Origin of the sequence: Mesorhizobium sp. 1M-11 (assembly GCF_001303895.1) — a bacterium.
GTDB lineage: Bacteria > Pseudomonadota > Alphaproteobacteria > Rhizobiales > Rhizobiaceae > Mesorhizobium.
Genome location: NZ_LJSD01000001.1, coordinates 241,086 through 255,403, shown reverse-complemented (window position 1 = coordinate 255,403; position 14,318 = coordinate 241,086). Strand labels below are relative to the sequence as shown.

Below are 14,318 nucleotides of genomic sequence, written 5' to 3'. Positions count from 1 at the left end.
TCTTTGGGTGACGCTTTCGCGACGTTGTTCTCAGGCCAATGCCGTCTCGCGCTGGCGAGAAGCCGGCTGACGGGCGCCGTAGGCCCGCAGGAACGTTCGCACACCATTGGTGGCTGACTGCAGAACTTCTTCCTGGCTCGGCTGAATGCCCATCATGAATTCGATCTGCAATTCGGCATTGATCAGCGCAATGAAATGGCGGGCCGTCACATCCGGATCGTCGATGGTGAGGTGGCCCGCGAAAGCAAGGCGCGCAAAGCGCGCGGCGAGTGCCGGAAGTGTGGTGCCTGGGCCGTTCTCGCGCCATTCGGCAAAGAGTTCGGGATAACGTTCGCCCTCGGTCTGGATCAGCTTGCGCAGGAATTTGCCGTCGCGGCTGCAGATGCAGTTGCGGTTCATACGCTCGGCGTAGGCGACCAAGTCTGCCTCAATATCCTTGGGCTGATCGGGAAAGGTGGCCAGAGTGGCGAAAATGCCGGCATTGCAGCGTTCGGTGAGTTCATGCACCACCGCGACAAACAGTTTTTCCTTGTCGCCGTGATGGTTGTAGACGGTTTGGCGCGAGACGCCCGCTTCCGCAGCAATCAGGTCGATATTGGCGCCAGCGAAACCTTCTCGGCAAAAGACGGCCATGGCAGCATCTACGATCGCGACCCTTTTGGCTTCGTGGCCGCGCGGGGGGAGAATGTCAGCAGCAATTGTCTGGCTCATAAAAATCTATATAGCTGTGATTGACAAATTAGACAAGAGTGTCTAATTTTCTGGACTATAAGATTTGGGGATGCAGCGCTTCTCGTGTCGGCATCTCAAGGGATGGAACGTCCTTGGGTTAGATGCCGCATCGCGGCAGTAACCGGATTTGAAAGAGCCATATCATGAACGCGCATTTCCTCCGCACCGCGGTGCTGCTCGGCCTTATGTCCGCGGTCGGTGCCTTCGCCGTCGACATGTATCTGCCGGCGCTGCCTTCGATAGGTGCCGATCTCAATGCCGGCACCTCAGCCGTGCAGATGAGCCTTTTGATCTTCTTCCTGTCGATGGGCTTTGGTCAGATCGTGGTTGGTCCGCTGTCCGACATGTTCGGTCGCAAGCCGCCGCTTTATGCCGGTCTCGCCCTGTTCATCGTCGGTGGCATCGGCTCGGCCATGGCACCCAACATCGAATGGCTTATCGCGTTCCGCTTCCTGCAGGGGCTGGGTGCCAGCGCCGGCATGGCAATCCCGCGCGCAGTCGTGCGTGACATGCATACCGGTAACGAGGCCGCCAAGCTGATGTCGTTGCTGATGCTGGTGTTTTCGGTGTCGCCGATCCTGGCACCGCTTTCCGGCAGCCTGATCATCGAAACACTCGGCTGGCGCGCGGTGTTCTGGGTGCTGACCGGGGCTGCGGTGGTCGCAATCGTCCTCCTGGCCACTGCCCAGAAGGAGACCCGTCCGGTCGAGGATCGTGTCGGCTCCTCGTTCGGCTCGGCGCTGAAGGGCTATTGGTTCCTGCTCAATGACCGCAACTTCCTCGGATTGACTGCCATTGGCGGCTTTGGAATCGCGTCCTTTTTCGTCTATCTGGCGAGTTCATCCTTCATCCTGATCGATCACTACGGCCTTTCGCCGTCGCTCTACAGCGTGTTCTTTTCGATCAATGCGGTTGCCTTTATCGGCATGTCGCAGATGACAGGCCTGCTCGCCGACCGCTTCGGACTGAAGCGAGTCGTAAAGGTCGCCGTCGTCGGCTACGCCACCGCGATGGTGGTGCTTTTGGCGGTAATGGCTTCCGGCGTCGATCGGCTGGATGTCATGGCGAGCCTGCTGTTCGTTGGCTACGGCTTCCTGGGCCTCGTCATCCCGACCACCGCGGTGCTGGCCATGGAGGAGCATGGCACGATCGCCGGCACGGCGTCGGCGCTGATGGGGACGCTGCATTTCGCGATTGGCGCGGTGGCGATGGGTGTGGCCGGCCTTTTCTTCGACGGAACGCCGCTGCCCATGGTGGCAGGCATTACGCTCGCCGCCGTCATTGCCTTTGCGTTGACGCAGGTCACGCTCGGCCGCACCCGCCAGCCCATCGAGGCACCGGCGGAATAAGTCTCTCCCAAGACCGACAAACGGGCCGGGCTCTTTGCCCGGCCTTTCTTGTTTGTGGCAGCTGCGTCTCAGAATTGCATTGAGCGTATCGGCAACGTGGACGATGCCTGCACGCTGAAGCGCTTCAATCTCAGCCATGATCTTCAGGGCGCAGCATTCCTCGCCTGCGGCAATCAGAATCCGCTCGGGATTTTCCTTGCAGGACGCTCTACGAATCGAGCTCCTCGAAGATGAAGGCGAGTCGCTCCTTAATTGGTGCGCGCGGCAGCGTGATCAACTCATACCCATAACAGGGGTACGTGTCAGCCAGAGCCGCAAAGGTGCGTTCGGCTTCCTCCAGATCCTGCTTGCGTTCGGCATCCTGGGTGAAGATTTCCGGCCAGGGCGGGGCGATGAAGACGCGGCGGTTGTAGCGGAAATGCTCTGCTGCCTTTTCCATGTGTGCCGGCACGGACAGACCGCTAAGCCTGAGATAAGCCAGTGTATCCGGCACGCCGCGGTCGAAGAAGACCGGGCCCGCCAGGCGCGACGCTGTATGGTGGGAGCGCAGTTCCCATGCCAGCATCAGTTCCGCAAAAAGAGCCTTGTCGCCCCAGGGCAAGGCTGATCCGCCGACCGTCATCTGATCCTGGATGATGTTGCGTCCTGCCTCTGGTGCGGTGGCATAACCTTCCCCGGCAAGAGCTTCAATGAGCGTGGTCTTGCCGGATCCAGGGCCGCCGGTCAGCACAAAGAATTGGTCGGTATGGTTCTGCATGGCTGTTTTCCATGGTTGGAGGAACCCGATAGGGGCAGTCGGCTGAAGTTCGGGATTTGGGCGGGCGCACACGTCGCAATGCATCGGCGGGCCAGTCGAAAATACCGGCTGGTGCAAGTCGTATCGATGTGGGGAGAAGTGGAGGCTTCTGTTGCCAGGTGCCTCCGAACCCCGCCTAGAGGTGCGAACCGCTAGGGCTTGATTTGAAGCGTTCGCGCCGCATTAAGCAGCGAGACGAGCTTCCGCATAGTTGTCGTTGGCAACTATAAGTTTAGCCCGATAACGGTGGTACAATGCCGGGTACAGCGATCTGTCTTTCAACGCCCGTCGAACCCATTTCACCCCCATCATAAGCCGTCGCGCGGAGGACGGTTTATGGTGGAGGTGGCGGTATCGAAACCGCGTCCGGATCGCCTATTGCACAGTCGGTTTAGCACCATAGTCCTGTTGCCAGGACGTCCCCAATATACGGACCGGCTCGCCAGGTTTCAATAGCAGGATGAGCGAAAACAGAGCCTTGCGCAGCAGATCTCCAAGGCGTTCGAACCACCGACGGGCGTCATGAGATACGTACATCAGATTCTGCTTTACGTACCTCAAAACTCCGTGCTAGGTCGGCGCCGGGAGTGAGGAATGCGTCCAACGGTTCATGACGTGGCAGGGGAGGCGGGTGTCAGTCTGGCGACCGTCGACAGGGTGCTGAACAGGCGTTCCGGCGTGCGCGCGGAGACGGTGGCACGCGTCAATGCTGCTATCGTCAGGCTCGGCTATGTGCGCGACATCTCGGCCGCAAACCTTGCCAAGCAGAGGGTCTACAACCTGCTTTTCATCGTGCCCGAGGGCTCGAACAGCTTCATGCTCGGGTTGGAAAATGAGCTCAGCCAGGCAAAGCTTTATTCAGTTCTCGACCGCACCCATCTCGATATCCACAAGGTGAAGACTTTCGACGCCGATGCACTGGCCGTGGCGCTGGAAGGGATCGATGCCGGGCAGGTGTCGGGTGTTGCGTTGGTTGCAACCGAGTCCGAACGTGTACGCAGGGCTCTGGTGCGGTTGAGAGAAGCCGGCATTCCGATTGCCACTCTCGTCTCCGATGTCTCCGAAGCCTATCGAGACCACTATGTTGGCATCGACAACATTGCCGCCGGTCGCACCGCTGCGAGCTTGATCGGTCGTTTCGTCGGCGAGCGCACCGGCAAGGTGGCACTGGTCGCGGGCTCAATGCTGGTGAAGGACCATGCCGAGCGCTGCGCCGCCTTCGAGCAGGCGATCAGGGGTGAGTTTCCGGGGCTCGAATGCTTGCCCGCTATCGAGGGGCGGGACGATGCGGTCGTGACGCGCGCGCTGCTCGCTGAGCTTCTTGATCGCGAGCGCGATGTCGTAGGCCTCTACAGCATCGGCGCCGGCAATCGCGGTGTGATCGACGTGCTGACGTCGAGGGCCGAATATCGCGGAATCACGGTGGTTGCGCATGAACTCACCGACCACTCGAAGCAGGCGCTGCGCGACGGCATCTTCGACGCGGTCATCAATCAGGACGCCGGCCATGAGGTGCGTAGCGCGATCCGGCTGCTGAAGGCCAGGATCGACGACACGCCCGTCATCGCCAATCAGGAAGCCATCCGGATCGAAATCTACATCCGGGACAATCTGCCATGAGCCCAGAGGGAAGCGGAGCTGTCCTCCCACAGTTTCGCGAAACGAAACGGGCGCATGACCATACGAGGAGTTTCTAGGGTGAGCACAGGGTTTTTCGGCGATATCGGCAAAGTGAGATATGAAGGCCCGGATTCGACCAATCCGCTTGGCTATCGTTTCTACAACAAGGACGAGGTTGTGCTGGGCAAGCGGCTGGAGGACCACCTGCGCTTCGCCGTGGCCTACTGGCATTCCTTCGCCTGGCCGGGCGGGGATCCGTTCGGCGGCCAGACCTTCGAGCGCCCCTGGTTCGCCGACACCATGGAGGCAGCCAGGCTGAAAGCCGATGTGGCCTTCGAAATGTTCTCGGCTCTCGGCGTGCCTTATTACTGCTTCCATGATGCGGACGTGCGCCCGGAAGGCAGGAACTTCGCAGAGAGCGCTGCGCGTCTTGACGAAATCGCCGATATGTTTGCAACGAAGCAGCAGGAGACCGGGGTCAAGCTGCTCTGGGGTACGGCCAATCTGTTCTCGCACCGCCGCTATATGGCAGGCGCTGCCACCAATCCGGACCCGGAGGTGTTCTACTACGCTGCCGCCACCGTCAAAAAATGCATCGACGTCACGAAGCGGCTTGGTGGTGAGAACTATGTGCTGTGGGGTGGTCGTGAGGGGTACGAAACGCTGCTCAACACAGATCTCAAGCGCGAGCGCGAGCAGGCTGGCCGCTTCCTCTCGATGGTTGTCGACTACAAGCACAAAATCGGCTTCGACGGTACGATCCTGATCGAGCCGAAGCCGCAGGAGCCGACCAAACACCAGTACGATTACGATGTCGCGACGGTCTATGGCTTCCTGAAGGATTTCGGCCTGGAGAAGGAGGTCAAGGTCAATATCGAACAGGGGCACGCCATTCTGGCTGGCCATTCCTTCGAGCATGAACTGGCGCTTGCCGACGCGCTCGGCATTTTCGGTTCCATCGACATGAACCGCAACGACTACCAGTCGGGCTGGGACACCGACCAGTTTCCCAACAATGTGCCGGAGATGACACTGGCCTATTACCAGGTGCTGAAGGCAGGCGGTTTCACCACCGGCGGCACCAATTTCGACGCCAAGCTGCGTCGCCAGTCACTCGACCCGCAGGATCTGCTGATCGCCCATATCGGTGGCATCGACTGTTGCGCGCGCGGCCTGAAGGCTGCCGCGCGCATGATCGAGGACAAGGCGTTGTCCGATCCGCTCGAGGCACGTTACGCCGGCTGGACGGGCGCAGCGGCAAAAAAGGTGCTCTCAGGCGGAACGACCCTCGAGGATCTTGCCGCCAAGGTCGTCACGGATGGTATCGAACCGGAGCCGCGTTCCGGGCGGCAGGAGTACCTGGAGAATATCGTCAACCGCTATGTGTAAACGCAGCCCGCATGCGGTTGCCTGAATTGGGAGGAGTTCGATGAAGACCATCAAGGGACCGGCCATTTTCCTGGCGCAGTTCGCCGGGGATGCCGCGCCGTTCAACTCGTTCGACGCCATCTGCAAGTGGGCGGCTTCCCTGGGCTACAAGGGCGTGCAGATCCCGACCTGGGATGCCCGCCTGTTCGACCTGAAGAAGGCATCGGATTCCAAAGGATACGCCGACGAAGTGAAGGGCGTGGCAGCAAGCCATGGTCTGGAGATCACGGAACTCTCGACGCATCTGCAGGGCCAACTCGTGGCCGTCCATCCGGCCTATGATGCGGCCTTCGACGGTTTCGCCGCGCCCGAAGTTCGGGGCAACCCGGTCGCCCGCACCGAATGGGCGGTCGATCAGGTCAAGCGTGCGATCCTGGCCTCCAAGCATCTCGGCCTCAAGGCGCACGCGACTTTCTCTGGCGCGCTTGCCTGGCCTTATGTTTACCCCTGGCCGCAGCGTCCAGCCGGTCTCGTCGAAGCCGCTTTCGATGAACTGGCGAAGCGTTGGAGACCGCTGCTCGATCATGCCGACGAACACGGCGTCGACCTCTGCTACGAGATCCATCCGGGCGAAGACCTGCACGACGGTGTCAGCTACGAGATGTTCCTGGAACGGGTGAACAATCATGCCCGCGCCAACCTGCTCTATGATCCGTCACACTTCGTGCTGCAGCAGCTCGACTATCTCGACTACATCGACATCTACCATGAGCGCATCAAGGCCTTCCACGTGAAGGATGCCGAGTTCAATCCGACAGGCCGCCAGGGCGTCTATGGCGGCTTCCAGAGCTGGGTGGATCGCGCCGGTCGCTTCCGTTCGCTTGGCGATGGCCAGGTCGATTTCGGAGGCATCTTCTCCAAGCTTACCGCCTATGATTTCGATTCCTGGGCGGTGCTGGAGTGGGAGTGTGCGCTGAAGCATCCCGAGGACGGCGCACGTGAAGGCGCTGAATTCATCAAGCATCACATCATCCGCGTGACCGAACATGCCTTCGACGACTTTGCCGGCGCGGGCACAGACGATGCCGCGAACCGCAAGATGCTCGGATTGGACAGGAGCTGACCATGGCGATCGAAGGCAGCAAGCAGGAGACGCAAGGCGGTCGCATCCGGCTCGGCATGGTCGGTGGCGGGCAGGGCGCCTTCATCGGCGCCGTGCATCGCATCGCCGCCCGCATCGATGACCAGTTCGATCTGGTCGCCGGCGCCCTTTCATCCGATCCGGCACGAGCGAAAGCCTCGGCGCTCGATCTCGGCATCGCGACCGACCGTGCCTATGGCTCGTTCGAGGAGATGGCCAGGGCGGAAGCCGCAAGGCCAGATGGCATCGAGGCGGTTTCCATCGTTACGCCCAACCATATGCATGCGCCGGCGGCGAAAGCGTTCCTGGAGGCCGGCATCCATGTCATCTGCGACAAGCCGATCACCACCACGGTCGCCGAAGCGCAGGAACTGGTCGATCTGGTGAAGAAGACCGGCAAGGTTTTCGTGCTCACCCACAACTATACCGGCTATCCGATGATCCGGCAGGCACGCGCCATGGTGGCCGCCGGTGAATTGGGGGATATCCGGCTGGTGCAGGCGGAATATCCGCAGGACTGGCTCACCGAACGCGCCGAACTTTCAGGCTCCAAGCAAGCGGAGTGGCGTACCGATCCCAAACGCTCCGGCGCTGGCGGCGCGATAGGCGACATCGGCACCCATGCCTACAACCTCGCGGCATTCGTGACGGGTCTGGAGACGGACGAGCTTCTGGCGCAACTGACCGCTTTCGTGCCCGGCCGGCTGCTCGACGACGACGTGCAGATCCTGCTCCGCTACAAAGGCGGCGCGCGCGGCATGCTGTGGGCGAGCCAGGTCGCCGTCGGCCACGAGAACGGGCTGAAACTGCGCGTCTATGGCACCAAGGGCGGCTTCGAATGGGTTCAAGCCGATCCGAACTATCTGTGGTTCACCCGGTTTGGCCAGCCGAAGCAGCTTTTCACTCGCGGCGGCAATGGCGCGTGGCTGGAGGCTACCAGAGTGACCCGTGTTCCGGGCGGTCATCCCGAAGGCTATCTGGAGGGTTTCGCCACGATCTATGCCGAGGCGGCGCGCGCCATACGTGCTGCCCGTGAGGGCAGGAAGGCAGATGCCGAGGTGGTCTATCCGACCGTCGAAGACGGTCTGAAGGGCATGGAATTCATCCAGGCTGCCGTCGCTTCGTCGAAAGGCGGCAATGTGTGGACGAAGGTGGGATGAACTCGGCACCTTCACCTGCACCGACCGATAGCGCTGCTCCGCTGCTGAATGTTGCGGGGCTCTCGAAGTCGTTTGGCCCGGTGCAGGTGTTGAAAGGCATCGACCTGGTCGTCGAGGCCGGCCAGGTGCACGCGATTATCGGCGAGAACGGCGCCGGCAAATCGACCTTGATGAAGATCCTGTCCGGTCATTTGCAGCCGACGGATGGTGGGATCAGGATCGATGGCCAGCCGGTGGTGTTTTCCGGACCTGTCGATGCCGAGCATCGCGGCATCGTCCTGGTGCATCAGGAAATCCTGCTCGCGCCGGACCTGACCGTTGCCCAGAATGTTTATCTGGGGCGTGAAATCGCCAAGGGTCTTGTCGTCGACGACAAGACGATGAATGAGGGCGCGCGGAAGGCGATCCGCGAACTCGGCGGTGATATCGATCCGACCGTGACGGTAGGGCGGCTGTCGATCGCTCAGCGCCAGCTTGTGCAGATCGCTCGATCGCTGCTGGTGCCGCACCGCCTCGTCATCTTTGACGAGCCGACTGCTTCGCTCACACCCGTGGAGACGGAGGCGCTGCTCAAGGTCATCGCCGATATCCGTGCCAAGGGCACTGCTGTCCTCTACATCTCGCATCGCCTGCCGGAGGTGAAGCGCATTGCTGACAAGGTGACGGTGCTGCGCGACGGACGGCTGGTGACGACGCGCGATGCCAGCGAGGTCGAGCCCGTCGACATGGCCAGGCTGATGGTCGGGCGCGACGTGGCCAAGCTTTATCCGGACCGTGCTGCCACCGGCGCGCGCGAAGTGGTGCTGGAGGTCGAGGACATGTCCGTGCCCGGCTATGCCGAGCACGCTTCCTTCCAGTTGCGCAAAGGCGAGATATTGGGATTCGCGGGTCTCGTTGGCGCCGGCCGCACGGAACTGATGGAAGGCATGGTCGGCTTGCGAACAGCGCGCGGCACGGTACGTCTTGCCGGCAAGCCGGCCAGTTTCGTCAACGTGCATGACAGCATGAAGGCCGGCATCGCCTACCTTTCGGAAGACCGCAAGGGCAAGGGCCTGCTGCTTACAAAGGATCTCAAGCTCAATCTCACGCTGGCTTCGCTGGGCCGTTTCGTGCGCTGGTGGCAGGTGGACCGCACCCGCGAGCGTGAGGCGCTCGACAAGGCGATTGCCGAGTTTGACATCCGCACGGGCAGGAAGGATCTGCTGGCTGGCCAGTTGTCTGGCGGAAACCAGCAGAAGCTGCTGCTTGCCAAGATGATGATGCTCGATCCGTCGATCGTCATCATCGACGAACCGACGCGCGGCATCGATATCGGCACCAAGGAGCAGATCTACAAATTCATCGCCGGGCTGGCGGCCGAAGGTCGGTCGATCATCGTCGTTTCGTCCGAGATGCCGGAACTGATCGGCCTGTGTGACCGCATCCTGGTGATGAGGACGGGACACATCGTCGGCGAGGTGGCCGGCGACCACATGACTGAAAACGAGATCGTCGTGCTGGCAACCGGCGTGCAAGCGGGAGAGGCCGCCTAGGCGGGGGGAATAATGACCGAAACGGCAGCAGCAACGGCAAAGGCGAGACGATCCTGGAAGGATGTGGATCTGCGGGCAGTGGCACCCTTCGTGGCGCTGGCGCTGCTGCTTGTGCTTGGCGCATTCGCCAATCCCAACTTCATCAGTGTCGACAATCTGCTCAACGTGCTGACCCGCAGCGCCTTCATCGCGATCATCGCGGTGGGGGCAACCTTCGTCATCTCGGCGGGTGGGCTCGATCTTTCGGTTGGATCGATGGTGGCGTTCGTGGCGAGCCTTACAATTCTCTTCATGAACAGTGGTGCGGTCACCGATCCGATGATGACGATCGTTGCAGCGGCAGTGCTCGCGATCGCCATAGGCGCTGCCTGCGGGCTGGCCAATGGCCTGATCACCACCGTGGGGCGTATCGAACCCTTCATCGCGACGCTCGGCACGATGGGCATCTATCGCGGGCTGACCACCTGGCTATCGCAGGGCGGGGCCATCACACTGCGCAATCCAGAGGTGCAGTCGCTCTACAGGCCGGTTTATTTCGGCGAAATTCTCGGTGTGCCGTTCCCGATCTATGTGATCGTCATCACCGCCGCCATCGGCGCTTTCGTACTCTATCGCACGCGTTATGGCCGGCATGTCGTCGCTGTCGGTTCCAACGAGGATGTGGCGCACTATTCGGGCATTCCGGTCAGCCGCGTGCGTACGCTCACCTATGTCATCCAGGGTCTGTGCGTGGCTGTGGCTTGCCTGATCTACATTCCCCGGCTGGGTTCCACCTCGGCGACCACGGGCCTGATGTGGGAACTGCAGGCGATCACCGCTGTGGTGGTCGGCGGCACGGCGCTGCGCGGCGGCGTGGGGCGCATATGGGGTACGATCTGCGGTGCCTTCATCCTGGAGATCGTCGGCAACATTATGCTGCTTTCGAACTTCGTCAGCGAGTACCTGCTCGGAGCCATTCAGGGAGCGATCATCATCATCGCCATGCTTGTTCAACGTTCGCTGGTGAGGAAATCCTGAAACAGAGCCGGGTTCTCGGGTCGCCCGGCCGCTGATTGATCAGACCTGCAAGGGAGGAAAGAATGCGAAAACGACTAATCGGAGTGGCAGCGGTCGCCATGGTGGCGCTGATGAGCGTTGCCCAGGCGCAGGACAAGAAGACCATCGGCGTCTCGATCCCGGCAGCAGACCACGGCTGGACCGCCGGCGTGGTGTTCCATGCCGAACGTATCGCCAAGAAGCTGATGGAGGAGCATCCGGGGCTCAATGTCATCGTCAAGACCTCGCCGGACGCGGCCAGTCAGGCGAATGCCGTGCAGGATCTGGAAACACAAGGCATCGACGCGCTGGTGATCCTGCCGTCCGATCCGGATCCGCTGGTCAACGCCATCAAGGAAGTGAAGGACAAGGGCAAGTTCGTGGCTCTTGTCGACCGTGCGCCGTCCAGCAATGACAATTCCGTGCGCGACCTCTATGTCGCCGGCAACAACCCGGCACTCGGCGAAGTGGCGGGCAAGTACATTGCCGAAAAGACGCCGGAAGCGGAGGTCGTCATCATCCGCGGCCTGCCGATCCCGATCGATCAGCAGCGCCAGGACGGTTTCGACAAGGGCATCGCTGGCTCGAAGGTCAAGGTTCTCGACCGTCAGTTCGGCAACTGGAACCGCGATGACGCCTTCAAGGTCATGCAGGACTATCTGACCAAATATCCGAAGATCGACGTGGTCTGGTGCCAGGATGACGACATGGCGGTCGGCGTGCTGCAGGCGATCGAGCAGGCAAAGCGCACCGACATCCAGTATGTCGTGGCCGGCGCCGGTTCGAAGGACATGATCAAGAAGGTCATGGACGGCGACAAGATGATCCCGGTCGACGTGCTCTATCCGCCGGCCATGGTCGGTACCGCGATGGAACTGACGGCGGCGGCGCTGATCGACCAGGTGCCGGTAAGCGGCAACTACATCCTCGATGCGACGCTGATCACCAAGGACAACGCCCAAAATTTCTATTTCCCGGATTCGCCCTTCTGAGCAGCTTTCGCTCTTAACCAGGCGGAGATATGAGGCGGCTCGGCATATTCTGCCGGGCCGCCTTTGTATTCTCGAGGCACTTTCCCTTACGTAAAAAGGCAAGCATTCCAGGGTGATGCTGTGCCAAACCTCGCCGCAAGGCTTGACTTGCGGCGAAGTGCAACCGAAGGTTTGCGCCGGTGTGGAGAATCCGGTTTCGATCGGTCGTTGTCTCACCGGACAGACATGGCTCCGATGAGGGGAATTCCTGATGAGCGATTATCTTGCAGACGTTAAGAAGTATGACGCCGGCGCCAATGCCGATGCCGTCGACAAGATCGTGAAGCACCTGGGCATCGCGCTCAGGAACCGCGACTCCTCGCTGGTGTCCTGCACCGATCCCGAAGAATTGAAGCGCGTTCGCGACAGCTGGGCTGGCAAGAAGCTCGGCGTCACCGATGCAGCCAAGGCCGACGCAGCGATCGAAAAGACCTGCAAGGCGATGAGCGCCGACAACACCAAGAGCCGAGTGACCTTCTATTATCTGGTCGCCAAGGACCTCGGTAAGCTCGGTTCTCTCTAAGCTCTCAGCCCACTATACGATATGACGATGTTTCCGGCGCGTTCTCGCGCCGGAATGCTGTGGTTTGGTATGTCTGGGCAATAGCCTGGCAAGCTTTGGCCGGATATGATCGTGGCCAACGCCAATACCGCGAATCAGGGCGATAGCGATGCGCCAATATCTCGACCTGCTCAGCCACGTCCTGGAAAACGGCACCGATCGCGGTGACCGTACCGGCACCGGTACGCGTTCGGTGTTCGGCTATCAGATGCGTTACGATCTGGGGCAGGGCTTCCCGGTGTTGACCACCAAGAAGCTGCACCTGAAATCGATCGTCCACGAGTTGCTGTGGTTCCTGGCCGGCGACACCAACATCAAATATCTCAATGAGAACGGCGTCTCCATCTGGGACGAATGGGCCGACGCCAATGGCGATCTCGGTCCGGTCTACGGAAAACAGTGGCGCTCCTGGCCGGATGCGAACGGCGGCACGATCGACCAGATCGAGAACCTTTTGCGGGAAATCCGTTGCAATCCTTATTCGCGCCGGCTCATCGTTTCGGCATGGAACCCTGCGGAAGTGGAACAGATGGCGCTGCCACCCTGCCACTGCCTGTTCCAGTTCTATGTCTCTGACGGGCGGCTTTCCTGCCAGCTCTATCAGCGCTCGGCCGACATCTTCCTCGGGGTGCCGTTCAACATCGCCTCCTATGCGCTGCTGACCATGATGGTGGCGCAGGTGACTGGGCTGAAGCCCGGTGATTTCGTGCACACGCTGGGGGACGCGCACATCTATTCGAACCATTTCGAGCAGGCGCGCGAACAGCTTCGCCGTCAGCCAAAGACGTTGCCGACGATGTGGATCAATCCGCAGGTGAAGGATCTGTTCGCCTTCCGCTTCGAGGACTTCCGTCTGGAAAACTACGTCGCCGATGCGACAATCAAGGCTCCGATCGCCGTGTGATCCAGACGACTCCTCGGGCCGCTGCAGGCTAAAGCCGCTTCAACCCACTTCAAAGTCGCCCGGCCGTGGCGGAGCGGTCGGAATGAATGCGTGCCGAGCTGTCGTTGGCCAGTCTCTGCCGCGGCAGATCGCGCCGTGAAGGATGCAGCCAGCAAGCCTTTCAAGGCGCTCGAACTGTTCGATGGCGGCAAGCTCCCTCTGCCAAAGCGGAAAAATCTCGATATGGCAGACCGGGCCATCAGCGCGCCGGGCGTGGCTCCGCTTCTAGAGCGTTTCCGTTTTCCAGATGGAAAACCGTTACACACTTTTCCTGGAATTGCTCCGGCCAAGCATGCCGATCGCTCCTGACAGGAATGCGCAGGCTGTCATGTTATGTTGCATCAAGTCTTTGAAACAACAGCTCCGCCAAGGGAGATTTCATCACGTCTAGGATCAATCGCCGCACCTTGCTGCTTCAATCCAGTGTCGCAGTCGTTGCAACAACAGTTGAAGCTATGGCATTTGACGCCCGGAGGAGAGACAGCGCCGAACTGACCGCGCTGATTGAGGCTCACAAATCGTCATATGCGGCGCTCCGCAAAACCGTCGACCACGTCAGTGGCAGCGGCGTTGTCTTCAACGATGCCTGCCGAACTGAAGAAGACGCGCTTATGGCCATCTGCGTCTATCCTGCAGCCACAGAAGGCGATCGTTGCGCCAAGGCCAGTTACCTTTTGGAGATCGAGGCACGGGGCGAACTCGATCTGGAACAGCACATGCAGGCAATACTTCGCTCGATGATGTGGACGGGTTAGGCCGCAGTCGCGAGCACCGAACCAATCAGTCGATGCCGACCATCACGTCGGATGCCTTGATGACGGCATAGGCATCCCTGCCGACGGCGAGACCGAGGTCGGCGACGGCTTCGTTGGTGATGGATGAGGTGACCACTGCGCCACCGATATCTATGCGGACATGCGAAGTGGTCGCGCCCTTGGTGATCTCGACGATCTTGCCTTTCAACGTGTTACGCGCACTGATCTTCATGCTGTCTCCTCGTGTCTACTGCGATGGCAAAGCCATGCCACATGATGGCGTCGCCACTGTGA

15 protein-coding genes and 1 other RNA gene are annotated in these 14,318 nt (G+C 60.7%); 12 read left to right on the top strand and 4 right to left on the bottom strand.

Annotated elements, in window-relative coordinates:
* Positions 1-30 precede the first annotated feature (30 nt).
* Positions 31-711: a TetR/AcrR family transcriptional regulator gene (locus AO692_RS01190; protein ID WP_054308193.1), complete on the bottom strand. Its 681-nt coding sequence runs from the start codon at positions 709-711 to the stop codon at positions 31-33.
* 164 nt (positions 712-875) lie between these two features.
* Between AO692_RS01190 and AO692_RS01185 the strand changes: the two genes are divergently transcribed.
* Positions 876-2,081: a multidrug effflux MFS transporter gene (locus tag AO692_RS01185; RefSeq protein WP_054308192.1), complete on the top strand. Its 1,206-nt coding sequence runs from the start codon at positions 876-878 to the stop codon at positions 2,079-2,081.
* Positions 2,082-2,289: 208 nt separating this feature from the next.
* Here AO692_RS01185 and AO692_RS01180 read toward each other — a convergent pair whose 3' ends face one another.
* Together AO692_RS01180 and ssrA are read right to left on the bottom strand one after the other, a co-directional pair.
* A complete protein-coding gene (locus tag AO692_RS01180; RefSeq protein WP_054308191.1) occupies positions 2,290-2,838 on the bottom strand; it encodes an AAA family ATPase in 549 nt (182 codons plus the stop codon).
* Between the two features lie 137 nt (positions 2,839-2,975).
* Positions 2,976-3,334, bottom strand: a transfer-messenger RNA (tmRNA) gene (ssrA, locus tag AO692_RS32100).
* A gap of 137 nt (positions 3,335-3,471) precedes the next feature.
* Between ssrA and AO692_RS01175 the strand changes: the two genes are divergently transcribed.
* From AO692_RS01175 to AO692_RS01125, 11 genes are all read left to right on the top strand, one after another.
* A complete protein-coding gene (locus AO692_RS01175; protein ID WP_054308190.1) occupies positions 3,472-4,497 on the top strand; it encodes a LacI family DNA-binding transcriptional regulator in 1,026 nt (341 codons plus the stop codon).
* A 78-nt stretch (positions 4,498-4,575) separates the two neighbouring features.
* Positions 4,576-5,886 (top strand): xylose isomerase, encoded by a 1,311-nt coding sequence (xylA, locus tag AO692_RS01170; RefSeq protein ID WP_054308189.1) that lies wholly within the window; start codon positions 4,576-4,578, stop codon positions 5,884-5,886.
* 40 nt (positions 5,887-5,926) lie between these two features.
* A complete protein-coding gene (locus AO692_RS01165) occupies positions 5,927-6,988 on the top strand; it encodes a sugar phosphate isomerase/epimerase (protein WP_054308188.1) in 1,062 nt (353 codons plus the stop codon).
* A gap of 2 nt (positions 6,989-6,990) precedes the next feature.
* A complete protein-coding gene (locus AO692_RS01160; RefSeq protein ID WP_054308187.1) occupies positions 6,991-8,166 on the top strand; it encodes a Gfo/Idh/MocA family oxidoreductase in 1,176 nt (391 codons plus the stop codon).
* On the top strand, positions 8,163-9,698 hold the full coding sequence (locus tag AO692_RS01155; protein ID WP_054308186.1) for a sugar ABC transporter ATP-binding protein: 1,536 nt from the start codon (positions 8,163-8,165) through the stop codon (positions 9,696-9,698). Before AO692_RS01160 ends, AO692_RS01155 begins: the two co-directional genes overlap by 4 nt.
* A gap of 12 nt (positions 9,699-9,710) precedes the next feature.
* A complete protein-coding gene (locus AO692_RS01150; protein WP_054308185.1) occupies positions 9,711-10,715 on the top strand; it encodes an ABC transporter permease in 1,005 nt (334 codons plus the stop codon).
* Positions 10,716-10,777: 62 nt separating this feature from the next.
* Positions 10,778-11,725 (top strand): substrate-binding domain-containing protein, encoded by a 948-nt coding sequence (locus AO692_RS01145; RefSeq protein WP_054308184.1) that lies wholly within the window; start codon positions 10,778-10,780, stop codon positions 11,723-11,725.
* A 250-nt stretch (positions 11,726-11,975) separates the two neighbouring features.
* Entirely contained in the window at positions 11,976-12,287 is a 312-nt protein-coding gene (locus AO692_RS01140; protein ID WP_054308183.1) for a DUF2853 family protein, read from the top strand.
* 148 nt (positions 12,288-12,435) lie between these two features.
* Entirely contained in the window at positions 12,436-13,230 is a 795-nt protein-coding gene (locus AO692_RS01135) for a thymidylate synthase (protein ID WP_054308182.1), read from the top strand.
* 135 nt (positions 13,231-13,365) lie between these two features.
* Complete coding sequence (locus AO692_RS01130) at positions 13,366-13,578, top strand: hypothetical protein (RefSeq protein ID WP_054308181.1); 213 nt, start codon at positions 13,366-13,368, stop codon at positions 13,576-13,578.
* A gap of 98 nt (positions 13,579-13,676) precedes the next feature.
* The gene (locus AO692_RS01125) at positions 13,677-14,024 is read left to right on the top strand and encodes a hypothetical protein (protein WP_244483219.1); all 348 of its coding nucleotides are present in this window, start codon (positions 13,677-13,679) and stop codon (positions 14,022-14,024) included.
* A gap of 25 nt (positions 14,025-14,049) precedes the next feature.
* On the opposite strand, the gene AO692_RS01120 is transcribed toward AO692_RS01125, so the two are convergent.
* On the bottom strand, positions 14,050-14,256 hold the full coding sequence (locus AO692_RS01120; protein ID WP_054308179.1) for a molybdopterin-binding protein: 207 nt from the start codon (positions 14,254-14,256) through the stop codon (positions 14,050-14,052).
* Positions 14,257-14,318 lie beyond the last annotated feature (62 nt).